Annotated in this window: 9 protein-coding genes, 4 tRNA genes and 1 pseudogene; 5 read left to right on the top strand and 9 right to left on the bottom strand. The window is 72.2% G+C overall.

Going from position 1 to position 17,108, the window contains the following annotated elements; translation table 11 throughout:
- The first annotated feature begins 17 nt into the window (after positions 1-17).
- Positions 18-719, top strand: coding sequence for a LysR family substrate-binding domain-containing protein (locus ACFQH9_RS22035; RefSeq protein ID WP_379568440.1), 702 nt, complete (start codon positions 18-20; stop codon positions 717-719).
- A 181-nt stretch (positions 720-900) separates the two neighbouring features.
- Here the strand turns inward: ACFQH9_RS22035 and ACFQH9_RS22030 are convergent.
- The 7 genes and pseudogenes from ACFQH9_RS22030 to ACFQH9_RS22000 all read right to left on the bottom strand — a co-directional run.
- A pseudogene (locus ACFQH9_RS22030) lies at positions 901-1,176 on the bottom strand (glycosyltransferase); the annotation flags it as partial.
- Positions 1,177-1,474: 298 nt separating this feature from the next.
- On the bottom strand, positions 1,475-1,846 hold the full coding sequence (locus ACFQH9_RS22025; protein ID WP_379568438.1) for a VOC family protein: 372 nt from the start codon (positions 1,844-1,846) through the stop codon (positions 1,475-1,477).
- Positions 1,843-2,253, bottom strand: a complete 411-nt coding sequence (locus ACFQH9_RS22020; RefSeq protein ID WP_379568436.1) for a VOC family protein — start codon at positions 2,251-2,253, stop codon at positions 1,843-1,845. Before ACFQH9_RS22020 ends, ACFQH9_RS22025 begins: the two co-directional genes overlap by 4 nt.
- A gap of 213 nt (positions 2,254-2,466) precedes the next feature.
- On the bottom strand, positions 2,467-5,358 hold the full coding sequence (locus ACFQH9_RS22015; protein WP_379568434.1) for a helix-turn-helix transcriptional regulator: 2,892 nt from the start codon (positions 5,356-5,358) through the stop codon (positions 2,467-2,469).
- Between the two features lie 673 nt (positions 5,359-6,031).
- Entirely contained in the window at positions 6,032-10,861 is a 4,830-nt protein-coding gene (locus ACFQH9_RS22010; RefSeq protein ID WP_379568432.1) for a chemotaxis protein CheB, read from the bottom strand.
- Between the two features lie 419 nt (positions 10,862-11,280).
- Positions 11,281-11,355 (bottom strand) — tRNA-Val (locus ACFQH9_RS22005).
- A 23-nt stretch (positions 11,356-11,378) separates the two neighbouring features.
- Positions 11,379-12,086, bottom strand: a complete 708-nt coding sequence (locus ACFQH9_RS22000) for a TIGR02611 family protein (protein ID WP_379568430.1) — start codon at positions 12,084-12,086, stop codon at positions 11,379-11,381.
- Between the two features lie 450 nt (positions 12,087-12,536).
- Between ACFQH9_RS22000 and ACFQH9_RS21995 the strand changes: the two genes are divergently transcribed.
- The 4 genes from ACFQH9_RS21995 (at position 12,537) to ACFQH9_RS21980 (ending at position 13,429) form a co-directional block, all read left to right on the top strand.
- Positions 12,537-12,977, top strand: a complete 441-nt coding sequence (locus tag ACFQH9_RS21995; RefSeq protein ID WP_345379366.1) for an SsgA family sporulation/cell division regulator — start codon at positions 12,537-12,539, stop codon at positions 12,975-12,977.
- A 162-nt stretch (positions 12,978-13,139) separates the two neighbouring features.
- Positions 13,140-13,212: transfer RNA gene (locus tag ACFQH9_RS21990), tRNA-Gly, on the top strand.
- 69 nt (positions 13,213-13,281) lie between these two features.
- A tRNA-Cys gene (locus ACFQH9_RS21985) sits at positions 13,282-13,353 on the top strand.
- Between the two features lies 1 nt (position 13,354).
- A tRNA-Val gene (locus ACFQH9_RS21980) sits at positions 13,355-13,429 on the top strand.
- A 167-nt stretch (positions 13,430-13,596) separates the two neighbouring features.
- On the opposite strand, the gene ACFQH9_RS21975 is transcribed toward ACFQH9_RS21980, so the two are convergent.
- Together ACFQH9_RS21975 and ACFQH9_RS21970 are read right to left on the bottom strand one after the other, a co-directional pair.
- Positions 13,597-13,989 (bottom strand): hypothetical protein, encoded by a 393-nt coding sequence (locus tag ACFQH9_RS21975; protein WP_379568428.1) that lies wholly within the window; start codon positions 13,987-13,989, stop codon positions 13,597-13,599.
- Positions 13,986-17,099: a zinc metalloprotease gene (locus ACFQH9_RS21970; protein ID WP_379568426.1), complete on the bottom strand. Its 3,114-nt coding sequence runs from the start codon at positions 17,097-17,099 to the stop codon at positions 13,986-13,988. The genes ACFQH9_RS21975 and ACFQH9_RS21970 overlap by 4 nt, the downstream gene beginning before the upstream one ends.
- Positions 17,100-17,108: the final 9 nt, after the last annotated feature.

The raw sequence follows: 17,108 nt of genomic DNA, 5'->3' as shown, positions 1-17,108 counted from the left end.
GCCGATAGCCTGGGCCGGTGACCGAGCCGAACGACACCGCGTCCTTCCGGCTCGGCTACGTCCCGGGCGTCACGCCGGGCAGGTGGGCGCGGAAGTGGGCCGAGCGCCGTCCCCACGTCCCCCTGCAGCTGGTCCTGGCGACCACGGAGGAGGCGGTGGAGCTGGTCCGGACCGGCGCGGTGGACGCCGGACTCGTCCGGCTGCCGATCGACCGGACCGGACTGCACGCGATCCCGCTCTACACCGAGACCACCGTGGTCGTCGTGCCGAAGGAGCACCTGCTCACCGCGGCCGAGGAGGTCACGGTCGCGGACCTGGCGGACGAGATCGTCCTCCGGCCGCGGGACGACACCCTCGCCTGGCCCGAGGACCGGCCGGGACGGGCCGCGGCGTTCGAGCCCGCCACGACGGCCGATGCCGTCGAGCTCGTCGCCGCGGGCGTCGGCCTGCTGGTCCTCCCCCAGTCGCTGGCCCGCCTCCACCACCGCCGCGACCTCACCTACCGGCCGGTGGCCGACGCCCCGGGGTCGAGCGTCGTCCTCACCTGGCCGGACGCGGAGAACACCGACCTCATGGAGGAGTTCATCGGGATCGTCCGCGGGCGCACGGTCAACAGCTCGCGCACCCCTGCGCCGAGAGGAGACCCCGGGGACACCCGCCCCTCGAGGAAGAATGCCGCCCGGCGCCCCCGGGCCCGCCGCGGCACGCGCCGCCGCTGAGTCGAACAGGTCGAAGGCGGCGGACGAAGGGATCAGACCAGGGCCTCCAGTCGCCGGACCGCCTCCTCGAGCGGTGGCTGCGCGGCCATCTCGGCGGCCAGCCGTCGTGCGGCGCGCGCGTAGGCCGCGTCCCCCAGCACGGCCCGGACCGCCCTGCCGACGCGGTCGGCGTGGCGCTGGTCGGGGCGACGGTCTCCGCGACCCCGAGCGCGGTGCACCGTGCGGCACTGAGGTGCTGGTCCGAGGCGATCGGCATGATCACCATCGGTACGCCCCTGCTCAACGCCTCCTTGACGCTGTTGAAGCCGCCGTGGGTGACGAGCAGGGCGCAATTGTCGAGCAGGCGGGTGAGCGGCAGGACCGGTACCGGTAGGGCATGTCGGGGTCGGGCGGGAGACCGGCCCTCGCGCGCAGCTGTGCGGCCGGTGGCCGGAAGTAGCGTGAACAGCACCCGCATCGGACGCCCCCCTCGGGAACAGTTGACTGCAGCAGCGGTGTGTGTCGACCTGAGGAAGGCCGCCCCGACCGCCACCCCTCGGGCGGTCGGGGCGCCTTCCTCCCCGTCCGGCCTGGTGAGCAGAAGGTCCGTTCCTGATTGAACTGGCCTCGTCGGCCCGCGATCCGGTCTGGCGCGGTCTCCGTGACAACGGTGGCTCGGATCTCGCTCGGTCTCCTCCCCGAGAGGAGGCGCTCACGACTGCCTTCGCCTGTCGAAGGCCCTGCCGGTCTCCGACCGCGCACGCCTCCTGCCGCCCTCATCCTGGCGGCGGAGCCAGGATTTCCATCAGGTGGCCGGAGGGATCCAGGAAGTAGGCCTTCCGCCCGTCGGGACCCTCGTGGATCTCGTTCGCGCGCTGTTGGAAGGGGTCGGCCCAGTAGGTGACCCGGGAGAGTCCTATGCGGTCCATCGCAGCGTCGAACTCGTGGGCATCCATCACGAACGCGCAGTGCTGCGGACGCACGTTCTGGTCGGTCATGAACTGAAGTGTCACCTGGTTGGCCAACGGGACCGGCGTGAACGGGCCCTGTTCCGGGCCGACCTCGACGCCGAGGATCCCGGCGAGAAAGGTGGCGGATGCACGGGCGTCGTCCGCGTGGACGATCAGGTGGTCGAGCTCGACGGTCATGACTGGCTCGGTAGGTCGATGGTGATGACCTCGAGCGCTATGCCGTCGGGGTCGGGGAACGTGAACAGCGCTCCGGTGGTCGGCCCGAGGACGAAGTCCTTGATGTCGCTGCAGACCACCCCCTTGCCGGTCAGGTGTGCGTACCACTGTGCGAGCTGGTCGCGCGATGCAGCGGCGAGGGCGAGGTGATCCAGCCCGGTGCGATGTGGCGCGAACGACTCGCCGCCGTTGCGGTCGTGGACGTCGAGCCCGAGGTGCAGCGAGTGGTCCGGCCGCATCAGCAGAGCCGTGTGTCCGCCCGGGTAGTGTTCCTCGCCCCACTGGATCATTCCGAGCATCTCGGTGTACCAGTCGAGGCTGCGGGCCAGGTCGGTGACGGTGATGCCGAGATGGTGGATGCCGGTCATCGACGGCGTCCGGGCGTCTGTCGTGTGGGACTGCGGTATCACCGAACTCGCTCCTCTCGGCGACCGGAAGGACTTCCGGCTGTGCGGTCGTGGCCGGTCGAGACTCGAAGGTCGGCTCGTTCGGACGGGCCCGACCGCTCGAGCGGACGTGGAAGGGCCCTCTGATACTGGGTCGAGTGCTCCGCGAGGCGGTAGGTAGAACCACGTAGTCGGCTACGGCAGTGAGCTGGGGCCGGCGGCGATGCCGGCTCCTCTCGCCTGGCGCAGTGCGTACGTCGCCAACTGTGCACGGTTCGCCGTTCCGGTCTTGGCCAGGAGTCGTTCCACGTGCTTCTCCACGGTGCGTGACGACAGGAACAGCCGCTGGCCGATCTCCCTGTTGGGCAGCCCCTCGCTGACCAGTGCCAACACCTCCTGCTCACGTGGGCTGAACTCATCGGCGCCGCGCGGAACCCGGCGACCGAGGTGACGCAACGCGGTCCGGCAGGCGTCGGCCGCGCCGCGTAGGCCACGGGTCTCGAACGACTCGAGGGCATCGGTCAGCCAGACCACGGGCCGGCCCCAACCGTCTTCAGCCGCCGCCGAGGCGACGAGCCAGGAGACCACGGCGTGGAGGAAGCCGTTCGAGCCGAGCTTCTGCCGGACCGCTTCGATCGTCGCGGTGGCGGCCTCCGCTTCCCCGGCCCGGCCGAGGAGCACCGCGTCGGCGGCGTCGAGCAGCGCCGTCACCTGTCCGTCACGATGGAAGTTGTACGTGCGCAGATCGGCGCCGAACTCACCCGCGTCCGCCCCCCGCACACTCCGGACCAACGGATCGAGGGCGACCAGCGGAGGGATCACGGCCGGTCGCGCCGGATGGAGCATTTCGACCGCTGCCGTCAGCTCAGCGGCGGCGGTGGCCAGATCGCCCTCGGCCAGGGCGCACGCCGCCAGACAGTGGGCGTGGAGTGCGACCATCTCCGTGGTCTGCCCCCCGGCCAGCGGCAGCGCCTTTGCGAGCGCCGCATCCATCGCGGCGCGGTCCCCGCGCAGCGCGTGCAACGCTGCGCCGGTGACCAAGGCGGCCGGAACCAGCTGGCCGAGGCGGTAGCGGCGGCCCAACCGCTCCGCGGTGGCCGTGTGTGCCAGGCCGGTCTCCGGAGCCTCGCGCCACCAGGCAACGGCACCGAGGGCGAGCTCGGCGAACGCCTCGGTCTCGGGTGCTCCGCAGGAGGCGGCGAGCCGCCGCGCGACCTCGAGCTGCGCCTCGCCGCCTCGTCGGTAGGCCTCGACGAAGCCCCATTCGGCGAGCGCCCTGGCCTCACGGTGGGCCAGGCCGGCCTCGTGTGCGACGTCCTTCGCACGCTCGAAGATCCTCCCGGCTGCTTCGAGGTCACGTGCTCGCAGGCATCGACCGTGCACCAGCAGCGCCTCGCAGTGCAGGTCGGCATCCTCGACGGCGCTCGAGGCCTCGACCGCGGCGGCGGCGAGCGCAGTGGCGTCGTCCAGGCGATACTCGCCGATCGCCACCAGCGCCCGCAGCGTGTCGACCTGCGCCGACACGGCGTGGGCCTCGCCGCCGACCACACGATCCAGGTGCGCGGTGGCCAGCGCCCACTCAGTGGCCGCGACCGCCGAGCGGGCCAGCGCCAGGTGCACCTCTCCCCTCTCCGTGCCGTCCGGGTCGGATCCCTGTCCATCCAGCCTCGCGAGCAGCTCCTCACCGATCGGGAAGATCTCGTCGGCACGACCGGCCGCGGCGAGCGTCATCACGAGCTCGCGCATGAGCGGTAGCTCGAGCGGAGTGCCCTCGGCGAGGGCCAGCGCCCGGCGCAGTGCGGCCTCGGCGCTGCTGAGCGCGCCCTGCTGCAACGCTCCTCGACCCACCCTCAGCAGCAGCTCCGCCGCCGCCTGGAAGTGCCCGGCGGTCACTGCGAGCTCCGCGGTGACCTCGGCCAACTCGTCGCTCGGGGTAGGCCGGGCGGCTCGCAGCGATGCCCACACCTGGCGGGCCCGCAACCCTCGCTCCGGGCCGGGCATCCCGGCGAGCAGCGCGTCGCGGGTCAGCGCGTGGCGAAACCGGGCCCCGACTGGGCCGAACTCCACCAGCCCGAGGTCAGCGGCGGGGCGAAGGGCGCCATGAATCTCGGTGACCTCCACGTCGAGGACCTCCGCCAGCAGGGCGGTGTCGATCTGTCGTCCCAGCAGCGCGGCGTCCAGCAGCAGCTGCCGGTCGCGCTGACTCAGCGAGGCGCACCTTCGGCGCACCGACTCCGCCACGGTGTCCGGCACGCCGTGCCTGAGGTCCCCGCGCACATGCCAGGCGCCGTCGGCCGGGACCAGGACGCCGTCGTTCGCCAACCCGGCCAGCAACTCCTCCACGAAGAACGGCAAGCCGTCCGCCCGTTCCTGGACCAGTTGCTGCACCGCGGGCGGCACCGCAGAGTCGCCGAGGCAGTGCCGGGTCATCTCCAGGACCTGATCCGCGGTCAGCCGAGACAGCTGCAGCAGCCTGGCCGAGCGCCGATCGACCAGGCTCATCAACGTGACCACCGCGTCCAGCGAACGATCCGGTCGCGAACCGACAACGACCAGCACCGGCTCCTCAGGTACATGGTCGGCCAGGTACTCGAGCACTCCGCGGGTCTCCGGGTCCGCCCAGTGCATGTCGTCGAGAAGGAGAACGCCGGGCCCGCCACGGCTGCACGTGCGGAGGACCCGCAGTAATCCTTCGGCGACGTGCAGCAACGACGGCATGCTCGGTCCGGCCGGAATCGCGCCCCCCACGGGCAAGGAGGGGACCAGCTGAGCCAACACGCCCAGAAACGGTGCGACATCCGGATCGTCCCAGCGCGCCCCCGCACGATCAGCTGCCAGCAGCGCTTCGACCAGAGGCCGGAATGCGACGGGGGTCGTGGTCTGGACCCCCCGTCCGATCAGCGCGGTGCCCCCACGTAGCGAGCACCATCGGCGTACCTCGCGCAGCAGCCGCGTCTTGCCCACACCGGGCTCTCCAGCGACGACGATCGTCTCTCCGCGACCGTCGGCCGCTGACTCCAGGCCCCGGCGCAAGACGGCCAGCTCGTCGTGGCGTCCGATGACAGCCTGCGACAGCAACCCCGTCATGCGGGTCATTGTTGGGCCCGCGCCTCGGCAGCGGAAGTCGCCCGGGCCCCCGTCGAGTACGTGTCGAGTTCGCAGAACGACCGCGAGAGGACCGCTCGGCAAGGGTCGTGCTCGTCGTGGTCATCAGGCACAAGCGCCTCCTCCCACTTCATCGGCGCAGTGAGCGGATCCGCCAGCCACGCCATCTCGCGACAGCTTCGGCCACACGTGAAGATCAGAAGCAGGCGCCCGCGCCGAACCACGCGCAGATCAATGCCCTGACTTGGCCGATACTGCGTGGTTCGGCACGTCAACGATCGAGAAGACGAGGCAGGAGCCCTGCCGAGTTCCACCCGGACTCCATCGCCCTGCCCGTGGCAGGCACCGTGGAGGGCGGTCGACGCTGGTCGGTGTGTCGGTCTGTGCTGGCGCGTGTGGGTTGGTGACGTTGCTGATGATGCCTTTCTGCTGCCTCACGCACTGCCGCGACGGCGCCCCGGGCGAGGTTGGGCTGTCATCCCGTTCGCGCGCCGAGCAGCGAGGACACACCGGCGACCCGCAGCTGCTCGACCGCGGGCGGCTCCTGGTCGAGCGCGACCTGGCGCCGAGGCGCGCCGGCGCAGCCCCGCGCTCTCGCCCGGGTCAGACCCAGTTGCGCATGGTCGCCTCGAGCCAGGCCCGGGATCTTCCCGCGTCAGTCCGGCTGAGCGGTCAGGGAAAGTGCTGGGTGGCCGGGGACCGGCTGCCGCTCCTCGCGTTCCTTCAGCTCTGTGATGTCCCGGAAGACGATGGCGACCTGACGGCTGTCGGCGTCGTTCACCCGGGTTGCATAGACGTCGTACCAGCGTCCGGTGTTGTCGTGGTGGCTTTCGAAGCGTGTCGCCTCCCCCGTTCGGGCCACGCTGCCGTAGGTGTCGATCCAGCGGTGCTCGTTGCCCGGATCGACCTCGCTTCCCGGCTTGCCGGTGACGTCGGCCAATCCCGTCTGGTGCTGGAACGCCCCGTTGACCTCCAGGAAGCGATAGTCGACCGGGGTCCCCCCGTCATCCTCGACGATCTCGATGATGCAGAAGCCCTCGTCGACGGACTCGAGGAGCGACCTGTACTTCGCCTCGCTCTCCTGCAGCGCGACCTGGACCCGCGCTCGCTCGACCCACGGCCAGGTCCGTGCAGCCGCCTCGCGCACCAACCCGATGTCGGACTCGGTCCACTGACGCGGTCTACGGCTGTGCGTGCTCAGCACGGCCACGATGCGGCCGTCACGGACGAGCGGGATCCCGAGCACGGCGCCGACGTCGATGCCCCGGAGTGCGGCACGTTCGGACGGCGTCAGGCGGGGATCGCCGCCGGTGTCCTCGATCGCGGCCACGGCCCCCTGCCGCAGCGTGTCCATCGTCCACCGGCCGTACTCCGTCGCCGCGTACCTGCCGGCAGTGAGCGGCTCGACGCCGTCCACGAACCCCTCGCCCACGATCCAGTCGTCGCCGGCGATCTCGGCGTAGAACGCCCGGTCGACGTCGAGCTGCTCGCCGACGAGCCTCGCCGCGACCGACATGATGTCGGACGCCGTCGTGAGCGGCCGGAGCGCGTCGTCGAGGCTCAGGAGGAACCTCTGCCATTCCTCGCTGGCACGCACCGCTGCCTCGGCACGGGCACGCTCGACAGCCTCCCAGGTGCGGTCCGCGGTCTCCTCCAGTAGCGCGACATCCTGCGGACTCCACCGACGTGGGACCGGGCTGATCGTCGCCATGACCGCGACGGGCGCGCCCTCCTTGAACAGGGGGGTCGACACGAGGGAACGGGACGAGACCGACAACATGCCCGCCCGCTCGTCGTCGCTCAGCGCGGGGTCGGTGGCCGAGTCCTCGATGACGAGCGACCTACCGGCCAGCCAAGCCTCGGCGTGCACCCGGAAGACGTTCAGGTCCCACTCTCCCGCCATGCTCGGCAGCTGGTCGCGCAGCTCGCCCCGGTAGTACTCCTGCACGACGATCACCTGCCGTTCGAGGTCGAGCGTCCCGTACTGCACCCACTCCACGCCCTGGTGCTCGCCCAGGACGCAGCAGGCGGCCTTCTGGATCTCGACCGGATCGCTCAGCGGCCGCATCGTGTCACTGAGTTTCAGCAGGAACGCCTGCCGCCTCTCGCTCTCGCGCAGCGCGGACTCGGCGCGGGCACGCTCGACCTCGCCCCAGCAGCGGACTGCGACCCCGTCCATCAGGGCGATCTCGTCCGGTGACCAGCGGCGAGGCCGGCCGTGGTCGACCGCGAGGACGCAGCGCAGCGTGCCCGTGGCCAGGACGGGGACGGCGAGGTTGGCGGCCATCCCGAGCCGCGCGCACGTCTCCTTCACGGACGCCCGCAGCCGGGGGTCCGCCTGGACGTCGTCGACCACGTTCGCCCGTCCGTCGAGCAGCCACGACGTCCCCGGCTGCCACTGCGCCATGGGGTAACGGCCCGCGATCGAGGACGCCGTCGGGGCGTCGGACTCGCCGACCGTGACCCAGTCCCCGCTGTCCCAGTCGACCTCGCTCCAGTAGGCGCGGTCCACGCCCAGCTGGTCGCGGACCATCCGGCAGGCGGTGGTGGCGACCTCAGCCGGGTCCACGAGGTCGCGCACGGCGTCGGAGAACCTCACCAGGAAGGCGTTCAGCTCCTCGTTCCGCCTGCGCGTGCGGGCCAGCTCGAGCTGGCCGCCGACCCGGGCGACGAGCTCGCGCGCCGAGAAGGGCTTGACGATGTAGTCGTCGGCACCTGCCAGGAGCCCCTCGATGGCGTCCTCCTCCGCCGCGCGGGCGGTGACGAGCACGACCGGGACCGACCTCAGCACCTCGTCCGCGCGCAGCTCCCGGAGCAGCGCGAACCCGTCCATGCCCGGCATCATCACGTCGGCGAGGACGAGATCCGGCGGCCCGCGGCGCGCGAGCGCCAGGGCCTGCGCCCCGTCCGCCGCCGTCTCCAGCTCCCAGTGCGGCGCCAACAGACGTGCCAGGTAGTCACGCATGTCCTGGCTGTCGTCGACGACCAGGACGCGCGCCGCGGGCGCATACCCGCCGAGCGCCCGGCGGACCGTCGCGTCGTCGGCTGCGAACAGCTCCGCCTCGGGTGCATCACCCCAGCGCGAGGCCTCCTCCGCCATCGCCGCCGCGACCTGCAACGGTGCCGATGTCGGTGGCGCCGTGTCCGCCGATTCGTGGCGCCTCCCCGAGGGGATCCAGACGGTGAACGCGGTCCCCTCGCCCTCGGTGCCGGCGACCCGGACGCGCCCGTGATGACGGCGCACCAGCTCGTCGACCAGGGCGAGCCCGATCCCCGCCCCCTCGTGCGTCCGCGCACGCGTGCCCCGTACCCGGTGGAAGCGCTTGAAGACGTGCGGCAACTCCTCCTCGGGAATGCCCACCCCGGTGTCCCGGACGACGAGTTCGGCGTGCTTCGGCAGGGCTCGCAACGTCACGGTGATGCCGCCGTCGAACGTGAACTTCAGCGCGTTCGAGAGCAGGTTGGAGACGATCTTCTCCCACATCTCGACGTCCACCCACACCGGCTCGGTCAGCTGCTCCAGGTCGACCTCGAGGCCGATCCCGACGCGGCGGGCGGTGCTCTCGAACTGGGCCACGATCTCGCGGGTGCGCTCGGCGAGGTCCACCGGCGCGAACGTCGCCCGCAGGCGCCCCGCCTCGATCTGGGAGAAGTCCAGCATCGTCCCGACCAGCCGCTGCAGGCGATGCGCGTTGCGGCGCACCAGCTCGACGTCGGCTCGCTGCTCCGGCGTGAGGCCGTCCCGGTCGAGTTCCTCCAGCGGGCCGAGCATCAGCGTCAACGGTGTGCGGAACTCGTGCGAGACGTTCGAGAAGAACTCCGTCTTGGCCCGATCCAGATCCGCCAGGCGCTGCAGGCGATCGCGCTCCCGCTGCCGGGCATGCGCCTCGTGCACCTTGGCGCCCACGCTCTCGCCGACCAGGGTCAGGAAGCCGCGGTAGCCGTCGTCCAGCGGCACGGTCGGGAGGACGCCGAGGATCACCACGCCGACGACCCCGCCGTCGGCCCCCTGGTCGCGCAGCGGGTGCAGGACGGCCTGCTCCAGGGACAGGCGCTCGTCCGTGACGCGCTGCCCCCGGAAGCGCGCGGCGACGTCGTCGAGGAGGACCTCCGACCCCTCCTCCACGACGCGGGTCAGCGGCCATGCCGCCCCCGGCGCGAGCCGCAGCCGCCGCGGCGCCATCGCGCTTCCCGCCTCGGCGCCGCTCACCGCCACCAGGTAGGCCTCCGCGCGCGTCGCATCCAGCAGGTAGGCCGCCACGAACGGCACGTCCTCCGCGCTCGACAGGACGCCGACCGCCGCCTCGAGGGCCTCGTTGCGGCCGCGTGCCGTGGGCAGGAGGGCCAGCTCGTTGAGCGTCTGCAGCCGGCGTCGGCCGAGCACCTCCTCCGTCCGCTCGCGAAACGTCTGCTGGACGCCGAGGACCGTGCCGTCGCCCGCGCGGATCGCGACCCATGAGATGTCGAACCACCCGTCGCGCAGGCGCCCGCCCTGGACGTAGGGCACCTTCTGCCTCTCGTGGTGCACGCGCCGGCCGTCCCGGGCCTGCGCGATCGTGGACAGGAGGTAGCCGGCCGCCTCCGGATAGGCCTCGCCGGCGGCCAGGGCGAAGACGCGCTCGTATTCTCCGGCCATCGACGGGATGGCAGCCTCGTTGAAGATCGTGATCGGCTCGCTGCCGAGGTGCAGGCCCACGGCGTGCGGGGACGCCATCGCGAGCTGGGTGACCGCACGCTGCGCCTCCGGCCAGGTGCTGACGGCGCCGAGCGGCGTGCCCGCCCAGTCGATCCCGCGTGCGAGCCGGGCGATCTCGCCGTCCTCGCCGAAGGTGCGCCGGATCGCCCTCGCCTCCTCTCCGGGCACGGGCAGCGGCCGACCGGCCACGACGTTGACGATCGTCGCCCCGATCTCGTGCAACGGCAGCACCAGGTCCACGGCGGCCGCGGCCACCGCGGCGGCGGGCATCGACGGCTGCTCGGCGGTGTCCTGGCTCTGCGCGATGACTCGCCCACCGGCTGCGCGCACGGCGGCGGCGCCCGCGGCCCCGTCACTGCCCATCCCGGTCAGCACCACCGCGAGCGCGGCAGCGCCGAAGCTGTCACCGACCGACGTCAGCAGCGCGTCGAGCGGACGGTCCAGCGTCACGCTCTCGCCGGGGCGCACCGCACACGTGCGATCGGGCAGGATCTCGAGCACCGACCGCGGTGGGCACACCGTCACCGTCCCCGGCTCGATCCGCCGGCCCTCGCGCGCCCACCCGACCGGGAGGGCGATCCGGCGCGCGAGGATGTCGACGAGCACGCTCCCTTGCCCCCCGAGGTGCTGGGTGAGGACGACGGCCGCGGGGAAGTCACCGGGGAGCACGCGAAGGACGGCCGACACCGCCTCCAAGCCGCCCGCCGACGTCACCAGCGCGACGACCTCGACGCCGCGCCGCTCCACGTCCTGCGCGGCGCTCCCCGAGCCGGTCGGCGGCAGCGCCATAGCTCCTCAAGCTACAGCGACCCAAGGTCGATGACACCGCCTCGATCCGGCCCTGCGCCCTCCTGGTCCTCCGACGGACGACGCTACGGGCGGAGACCGCGGAGCGGCTCGACCTGCCCGCAGAGTCGGGAGCAAGTCAGAGACCCTGCCCTGCGAACCGGACAGGGGCTCTGCAGCGGGTCATGGGGCACGAACGGTCCTCGACGACCCTCGACCTCTCCACGCGCCGGACCAGCAATGCCGACCGCATCCTCCGGGCCCTCGACGACACCCCACGCGACGACGCTGACGACGACCCGGACGACGACGGCTCAGCGGCACTGTCGAGCGTGATGCCTTTCTGATGCCTTTCCGGCCCCGGAAACGCCGAAGGCCCTGGTCTGGGACTCCGTTTCGGAGCCTTGACCAGGGCCTTCGGCTGGTGGGCGATACTGGGATCGAACCAGTGACCTCTTCGGTGTGAACGAAGCGCTCTCCCCCTGAGCTAATCGCCCGCCGTCACGGGAGGAACCCTACATCACCCGAGGATCGGGCTCTGCAACCAGGTCCACTCCTGCAGCCCGACCCACCCCGCCACCAGCCAGAAGGCGTTCAGCAGCCACAGCGTGGCGACGACGATCAGCCCGGTCGCGGTGAGGACGAGGAGCTTCACGAAGAGGTTCTGCCGGCCGAGCCAGTCGGTCCAGGCGTCGTACTTGCCGCGGGCGAAGGTCAGGACCCGCTTCGCCCAGGCGAACTCGGACGCCAGGATCGCGAGCCCCACGAACACGATCGCCCAGCCCGGGCCCGGGTACGGGATCGCGACGATCCCGCCCGCGAGCACGAGGGTGCCGAGCACCCCGATGGCGATCCGGTAGGTGCGCCGGGCGGTCGGGCGCTCGTCGATGCGCGCGCGGAAGCGCCGCAGCCGGTCCTTGAGCCCGTCGAACCGGCCGCGCTCGTGCCCCTCCTCGCCGCGCGAGGTCTGCTCGGTGCTGCTCAGCTCTCCACCCGCCCGCTCGCCACCACCCGGGACGGCGCCGCCGGTGCGACTCGACCGGGTTCGATCGAGATCGCGAACTGCGCATAACCGGCCGCGCCGGTCGCCGACCCTACCGACTGCGCGCCGGCGCTGTCCCCTCGCACGTCGAACGTGCCGAGCGGGGCCGGGGTTCCGTCCGCCGGCAAACCCACAAGACGTGACCCGGTCCTCGCGGTTGGTCGGCAGGGCGACGGGCACGACCATCCGCTCGGCGCCGTGCGGACCGCCGCGACCAGCGACCCGCCCTCTGTGGGAGCCAGGCAGGCGTGAGTGGTCCCCGGCTCGGCCAGCAGCTGGATCACGGCGACCATGTTCTGCGCGCGGCGGCCTCGGCGTCGCGCTGGGCCACGCCACAGCGTGAGGAACACCTCCTGGAGTCCGCGGCACCGGCCACCAACGCGTCCCTCACAACCTCGTGTCCGACGCCGGCGCCGGCCGGATCACCGACATCCTGTCGTGAAACGTGGATCACAGCCGACCGGGCGATCACCCGTCCTCGCAGGTGGGGCACACCCGACACGGGAACCCCACTAACCCGTCCGTGTGAAAGCGGGCGATCCGACCCCCGGAAGACGTCCCCCGACCCGTCACATCTCGGCGATCCGCTCGTTCTTCCGCACGAAGGACCACGCGGCACGAGGAAGAGGACCAAGGATGCGCGACGAGCCCACGATCATCCGCGAACCGGCGACGTTCGAGCTCATCACCCCGGACTCGGCGCCGGTCCCGGTGCGGGTCGAGCTCTCGTACTCCAGCCGGGACCCGTACGCGGTCCAGGCGTCGTTCCGGACCGGCCAGGGCAGCCCGGTCGACTGGGTGTTCGCCCGCGACCTGCTGGCCGACGGCCTGCTCGGACCGGCCGGGACCGGCGACGTCCGGGTGCAGCCGGTCGCCCACGAGCCCACCCGGATCGAGGTCGAGCTGGCCTCCCCCTCCGGGCACGCGGTGTTCACCACGTGCGCCACGACGCTGGCCGCGTTCCTCGACCGCACCTTCGAGCTCGTGCCGCCGGCGACGGAGTACTCCTGGCTCGACTTCGACGCCGCCCTGGACCAGCTCCTCGCCCCCAACGCCGGTGAGGGCGCCCGCGACTGAGCCGGCCGCGCCGGGCCGCAGCACTCCCTGCGGCCCGTTCGTGCAGGTCAGCGGGTCGGCGCAGGGAAAGAGGGGGGTGGGTGTGGAGCCCCCGGGAGCCCTGCGCTAATGTTCTTCACGTCGGAGCGAGCAGCCCCGACAGCACCGGGAAACCGAGTGCATGCGGACGTAGCGCAGCTGGTAGCGCATCACCTTGCCAAGGTGAGGGTCGCGGGTTCGAGTCCCGTCGTCCGCTCGGAGGAAACCACGTGTTCATGCCTGGGCCTCCAGGTCCGATCCCCGTGAAGCCATCCGGGGGACTTCGGGCGGAGTGGCCGAGTGGCTTAGGCAAGGGCCTGCAAAGCCCTGTACGCGGGTTCGATTCCCGCCTCCGCCTCGGGCGATTAGCTCAGTGGGAGAGCGCTTCCTTGACACGGAAGAGGTCACTGGTTCAATCCCAGTATCGCCCACCACCCGAGAGGGCCCCCTGCTGACAGGGGGCCCTCTGGCGTTCTCAGGCCCCGGTGGTGCGTAGGGCGCCGTGAGCGCCGGCAAGGCACGGAGAAGCACCGGGCGTCCCGGACACCCGTGCACCGACTACGCCGTCGTTCGGGTCCTCGCCACGCCCGTCCGACAGCGGCTACGGGCAGTCCACCCGCCTGGTGACGCCCTTCGAGTCGGTGATCTCGACGTACGCCTTGCCGTTGCTGCTCACCGTCCTCACGGCCACGGCATCCCGAACGTCGACCCGACACTCCTTGCCGTCGACGACGACGACCACGGTCCCCGACCCGTTGGTCGTCGTGACGACGGAGGCCGCCGATCCTCCCGAGATGCTGACGCTGGACGTGCTGTGTACGGCCACTGTGCTGCCTTCCGTGGGGGTGGGGGATGTGCGTCGCGGGGACTCGGTTGCCGAGCACCCGGAGGCGACCAGTGCGATGAGGACGACCTGCCCGGCGAGCAGCCGGTAGCCGACCTTCCGCATCATCAGCTCCTCGAGCGCCGTGGGCGTCCCCGCTCCGAGTCTCACCGCCGGGACGGACGCGGGGCCTCGTCGGTCCGCGTCGACTCCTTGGTGTCGGAGGCACACGCCCCCGTCTGTTGCTCCTCGTGCGATCGGTCGGGTGGAGGGGTGTTCGTCGTCGCGCCGGTCGGCTCGTGCGTCCTGGAAGGCGCCGGCGTCGGTGCGGCGCTCGCCGGCGTCCGGACGTCGCGGGCACCCGCGTCGCTGCCGGGAGACGCGGGCGCCGCGGTTCGCGGTGTCGAGGTGCCGGCTGCGCCTGCCCTCTCTCCGGAGGCTCGCGAGGGGTAGGCGGCCTGCCGGCTCGGCGTGACGGCCTGCCGGCTCGGGGCGGCGCCGGCCGGCCGGGTCGGGGCGACGGCCTGCCTGCTCGGGGCGGCGGGCTGTCGGCTTGGCTCCGGCGCGCTCGAGGGGGCGGCGACCGGGAGGGGCGCGGGCGCTGCGATCTCCGTGTCCTTCGGTGGCGGAACCGGAGTCGCTGCGCCCCGATCCGGCGGCGACGGTGCCGGTGCCAGCACGGTCAACGACCCGGACCCGGACCCGGTCCCGAACCGCGCCGCCACCCGCTCGGCCTGCAGGCCCGGGTCTCCGGCGACGACGGTCCACACCGGTAAGACGTGAGGGGCCGAACCCGCAGCGCTCAGCCGATCGGCCGGCACGCCGTCGCGCAGCAGGTCCGCCCACAGCCCGGCCGGCACGACGACAGAGGTGGCCGGAGACGCCGGCGCGGTGATCCACCTCGCCAGCTCCTCGTGAGGGACCGCGGGAGCGGGCACGGGCAGGAAAAGCGCGCCTACGGCGGTCATCAGAACAGCGGGGACGGCCAGCGCGGCGCGCAGGAGCGGATGAGGTCGGGCCTCGACCGGCCCCTGGCCCAGCGTGCCGATCAGCAGAACGCCCAGGATCACGCTCGCGACCACCACCAGTGGCAGCGCGCCCTCGGCCCCGGACCACGGCACCGCGGCAAGCAGAACCACCGAGCCGGCCACCGCGGCGGCGGGTCGGACCCGTCGTACCGCCAGGCCGCCGACCACCACCAGCGCGCCGACGAGCAACAGCACCTCACGTTCGGGGCCATCGGGGGAGCCGCCCTCGGCGGCGGCCTTCCCCGCGAGCGCCACGCCCAGCCCCGCGAGGGCGAGCAGCAGGACGGCCGCCAGCGCACACCACGGAGCCCGCCCCCGCCACGCCCGCCGCTGCACAGCCAGGGCGATGACGCCGACGGCCAGCGGCACGGCGAGCAGCGGATCGGTGACGACGGCGGCCACGACCAGGAGGCCGGCGAGGACCCGCAGCGCCCGGCTGCGACCGGCGTAGGCGAGGACGACCACGCCGACTGCCAGCCACGCGGCCCCCACGACCCCGGGACCGACGGTGGCGAGAGCGCCCACCGCCGGACCCATCGCCGCCGCGGCCACGACCGGCAGGGCCACGGCGAGCGGGCGCACCCGCCACCGCACCGCGAGCACCAGCAGGCAGGCGACGATCGCGGTGCACGCCACCACGGCCAGCTCGCGACTGCCGGTGAGCACAGAGGCGTGCCGCGCGTAGGCCCCGGTCAACCCGGTGTAGCCGGAGACCTGTTGGCGCGCGGCGAGAGCGCCCGCGGCGACCTCGGGAGCCTGCGACAGGCCGAGCCGCAGCGCGGCGAAGGCGCTGTCGCTCAGCCGCGTCTCGGTTGGCGAGCCGGGGAGCGTCGTGGCGACCTGCGCGACACGCGCCACCAGGGCGACGGCCACGACTCCGACCCCGGCGAGGGCCGCGTACCGGCGGACGACGGTCCAGGTGCCTGGTCGGACCCGGCCTCGCCCCCAGCGGCGGACCGCCCACGGGCCCAGCCGTCGGGCGATCATCCCGGTGATCAGGATGCTGCCGACCCAGGGCAGGACCAGCAGGAACAGCTGGAACACGCTCAGCGTGGCCGTCACCACGTCGCCGGCCCGGATCGTCGCGTCGATCTCTCGCAGGTACTCGAGCACCGCCTGCCACGCCAGGGGGAGCACCCGGGGCGCGACAAGGAGGAACGCGACGAGGTAGAGGAGCAGGGTCGGAACGACCAGCACGACCCACAGCACGATGATCCGGCGCGACCAGAGCTTGAGCTCTCGCACCCGCGGGTCGGTGGGCCGGCTCGGCAACAGGCCCTTCAGCACGGGCCCGATGTAGGCGAAGAGGTCCGGCACGCCGATCAGATCGGCGAGGATGTAGTAGCCGTCGAGCCGGATCGAGGGCAGGAACTGCCAGGCGGTCTCGGTGTGCAGGCCGATGAGGGCCAGGAGCAGCCACGGCTGGCCGGTGTCCAGGTACAACAGCGCCAGACCCGTCATGAAGACGACGTTGAAGTAGACACCGCCGAGGTCCGTGCGGAGCCTCCCGACGCGGTCGAGGCGATAGGCATCGGTGACGTTGGTGTAGAAGGCGGGCCAGACGATGTAGAGGCCGATGCCCATCGTTCCCGGCCGGGCACCGCCGTAGCGGCAGGCGGCGGCGTGGCCGCACTCGTGGTATGCGGCGCTGACGATGGTCAGGCCGATGATCGCGAGCGTCAGGACCGGCTGGTCGATCAACTGTTCCACGCCGGCCACGACCTGCTCCAGCAGGCTGCCCCGGAGGACGACCAGCAGATCGAGCGCGGCGAACGCGACCAGAGCCGTGACCCATATCGGTCGCCGGAAGAAGAAGTTCAGGACGCCCGCGACGCGCCACACCGCGCTCGCGGGGACGACGCCGACGCGGTAGCGCAGCGCCAGAAGGGGATCTGAGCGGACCGGCGCGGGCGAGTTCTCCCCTGTTTGGGTTGTCTTGTCGGGAGCCACGAGGCCGACAGGCCGTAGCCGTTCCTCGACGAGGAAGGACACCTGCTCGGCGATGAGGTCCGTACCCAACTGCTCGTTCAGGTCGGAAGCCAGCTGCTGGCAGTCACGGGTCCCGTCGAGCGATTCGGTTAGCCGATAGAGAAGGGCCGGCAGCTGCATGACCTGCCCGTCCGCCCGGCGGATGAGGTACTTCGGCTCCTGGTACCCCGAGGCCTGGTACTCACCGATCAGCTCCGTGCCCTCGGCGAGGTGATGGCAGCGGGATTCTCCGGCAGGAGGCATGAGCACTCCGTTCTCACTCACCAGCACCCC

This window comes from Pseudonocardia lutea (assembly GCF_042658055.1).
Lineage (GTDB): Bacteria > Actinomycetota > Actinomycetes > Mycobacteriales > Pseudonocardiaceae > Pseudonocardia > Pseudonocardia lutea.
This window is presented reverse-complemented; position numbering and strand designations above follow the sequence as displayed.

Coding starts and splice junctions, on each gene's coding strand:
- ACFQH9_RS22010 (WP_379568432.1), bottom strand. CDS start 10,861: ATGGCGCTGCCGCCGACCGGCTCGGGGAGCGCCGCGCAGGACGTGGAG.
- ACFQH9_RS21995 (WP_345379366.1), top strand. CDS start 12,537: ATGCGCGACGAGCCCACGATCATCCGCGAACCGGCGACGTTCGAGCTC.
- ACFQH9_RS22020 (WP_379568436.1), bottom strand. CDS start 2,253: ATGACCGGCATCCACCATCTCGGCATCACCGTCACCGACCTGGCCCGC.
- ACFQH9_RS22000 (WP_379568430.1), bottom strand. CDS start 12,086: ATGGTCGTGCCCGTCGCCCTGCCGACCAACCGCGAGGACCGGGTCACG.
- ACFQH9_RS22015 (WP_379568434.1), bottom strand. CDS start 5,358: ATGACGGGGTTGCTGTCGCAGGCTGTCATCGGACGCCACGACGAGCTG.
- ACFQH9_RS22025 (WP_379568438.1), bottom strand. CDS start 1,846: ATGACCGTCGAGCTCGACCACCTGATCGTCCACGCGGACGACGCCCGT.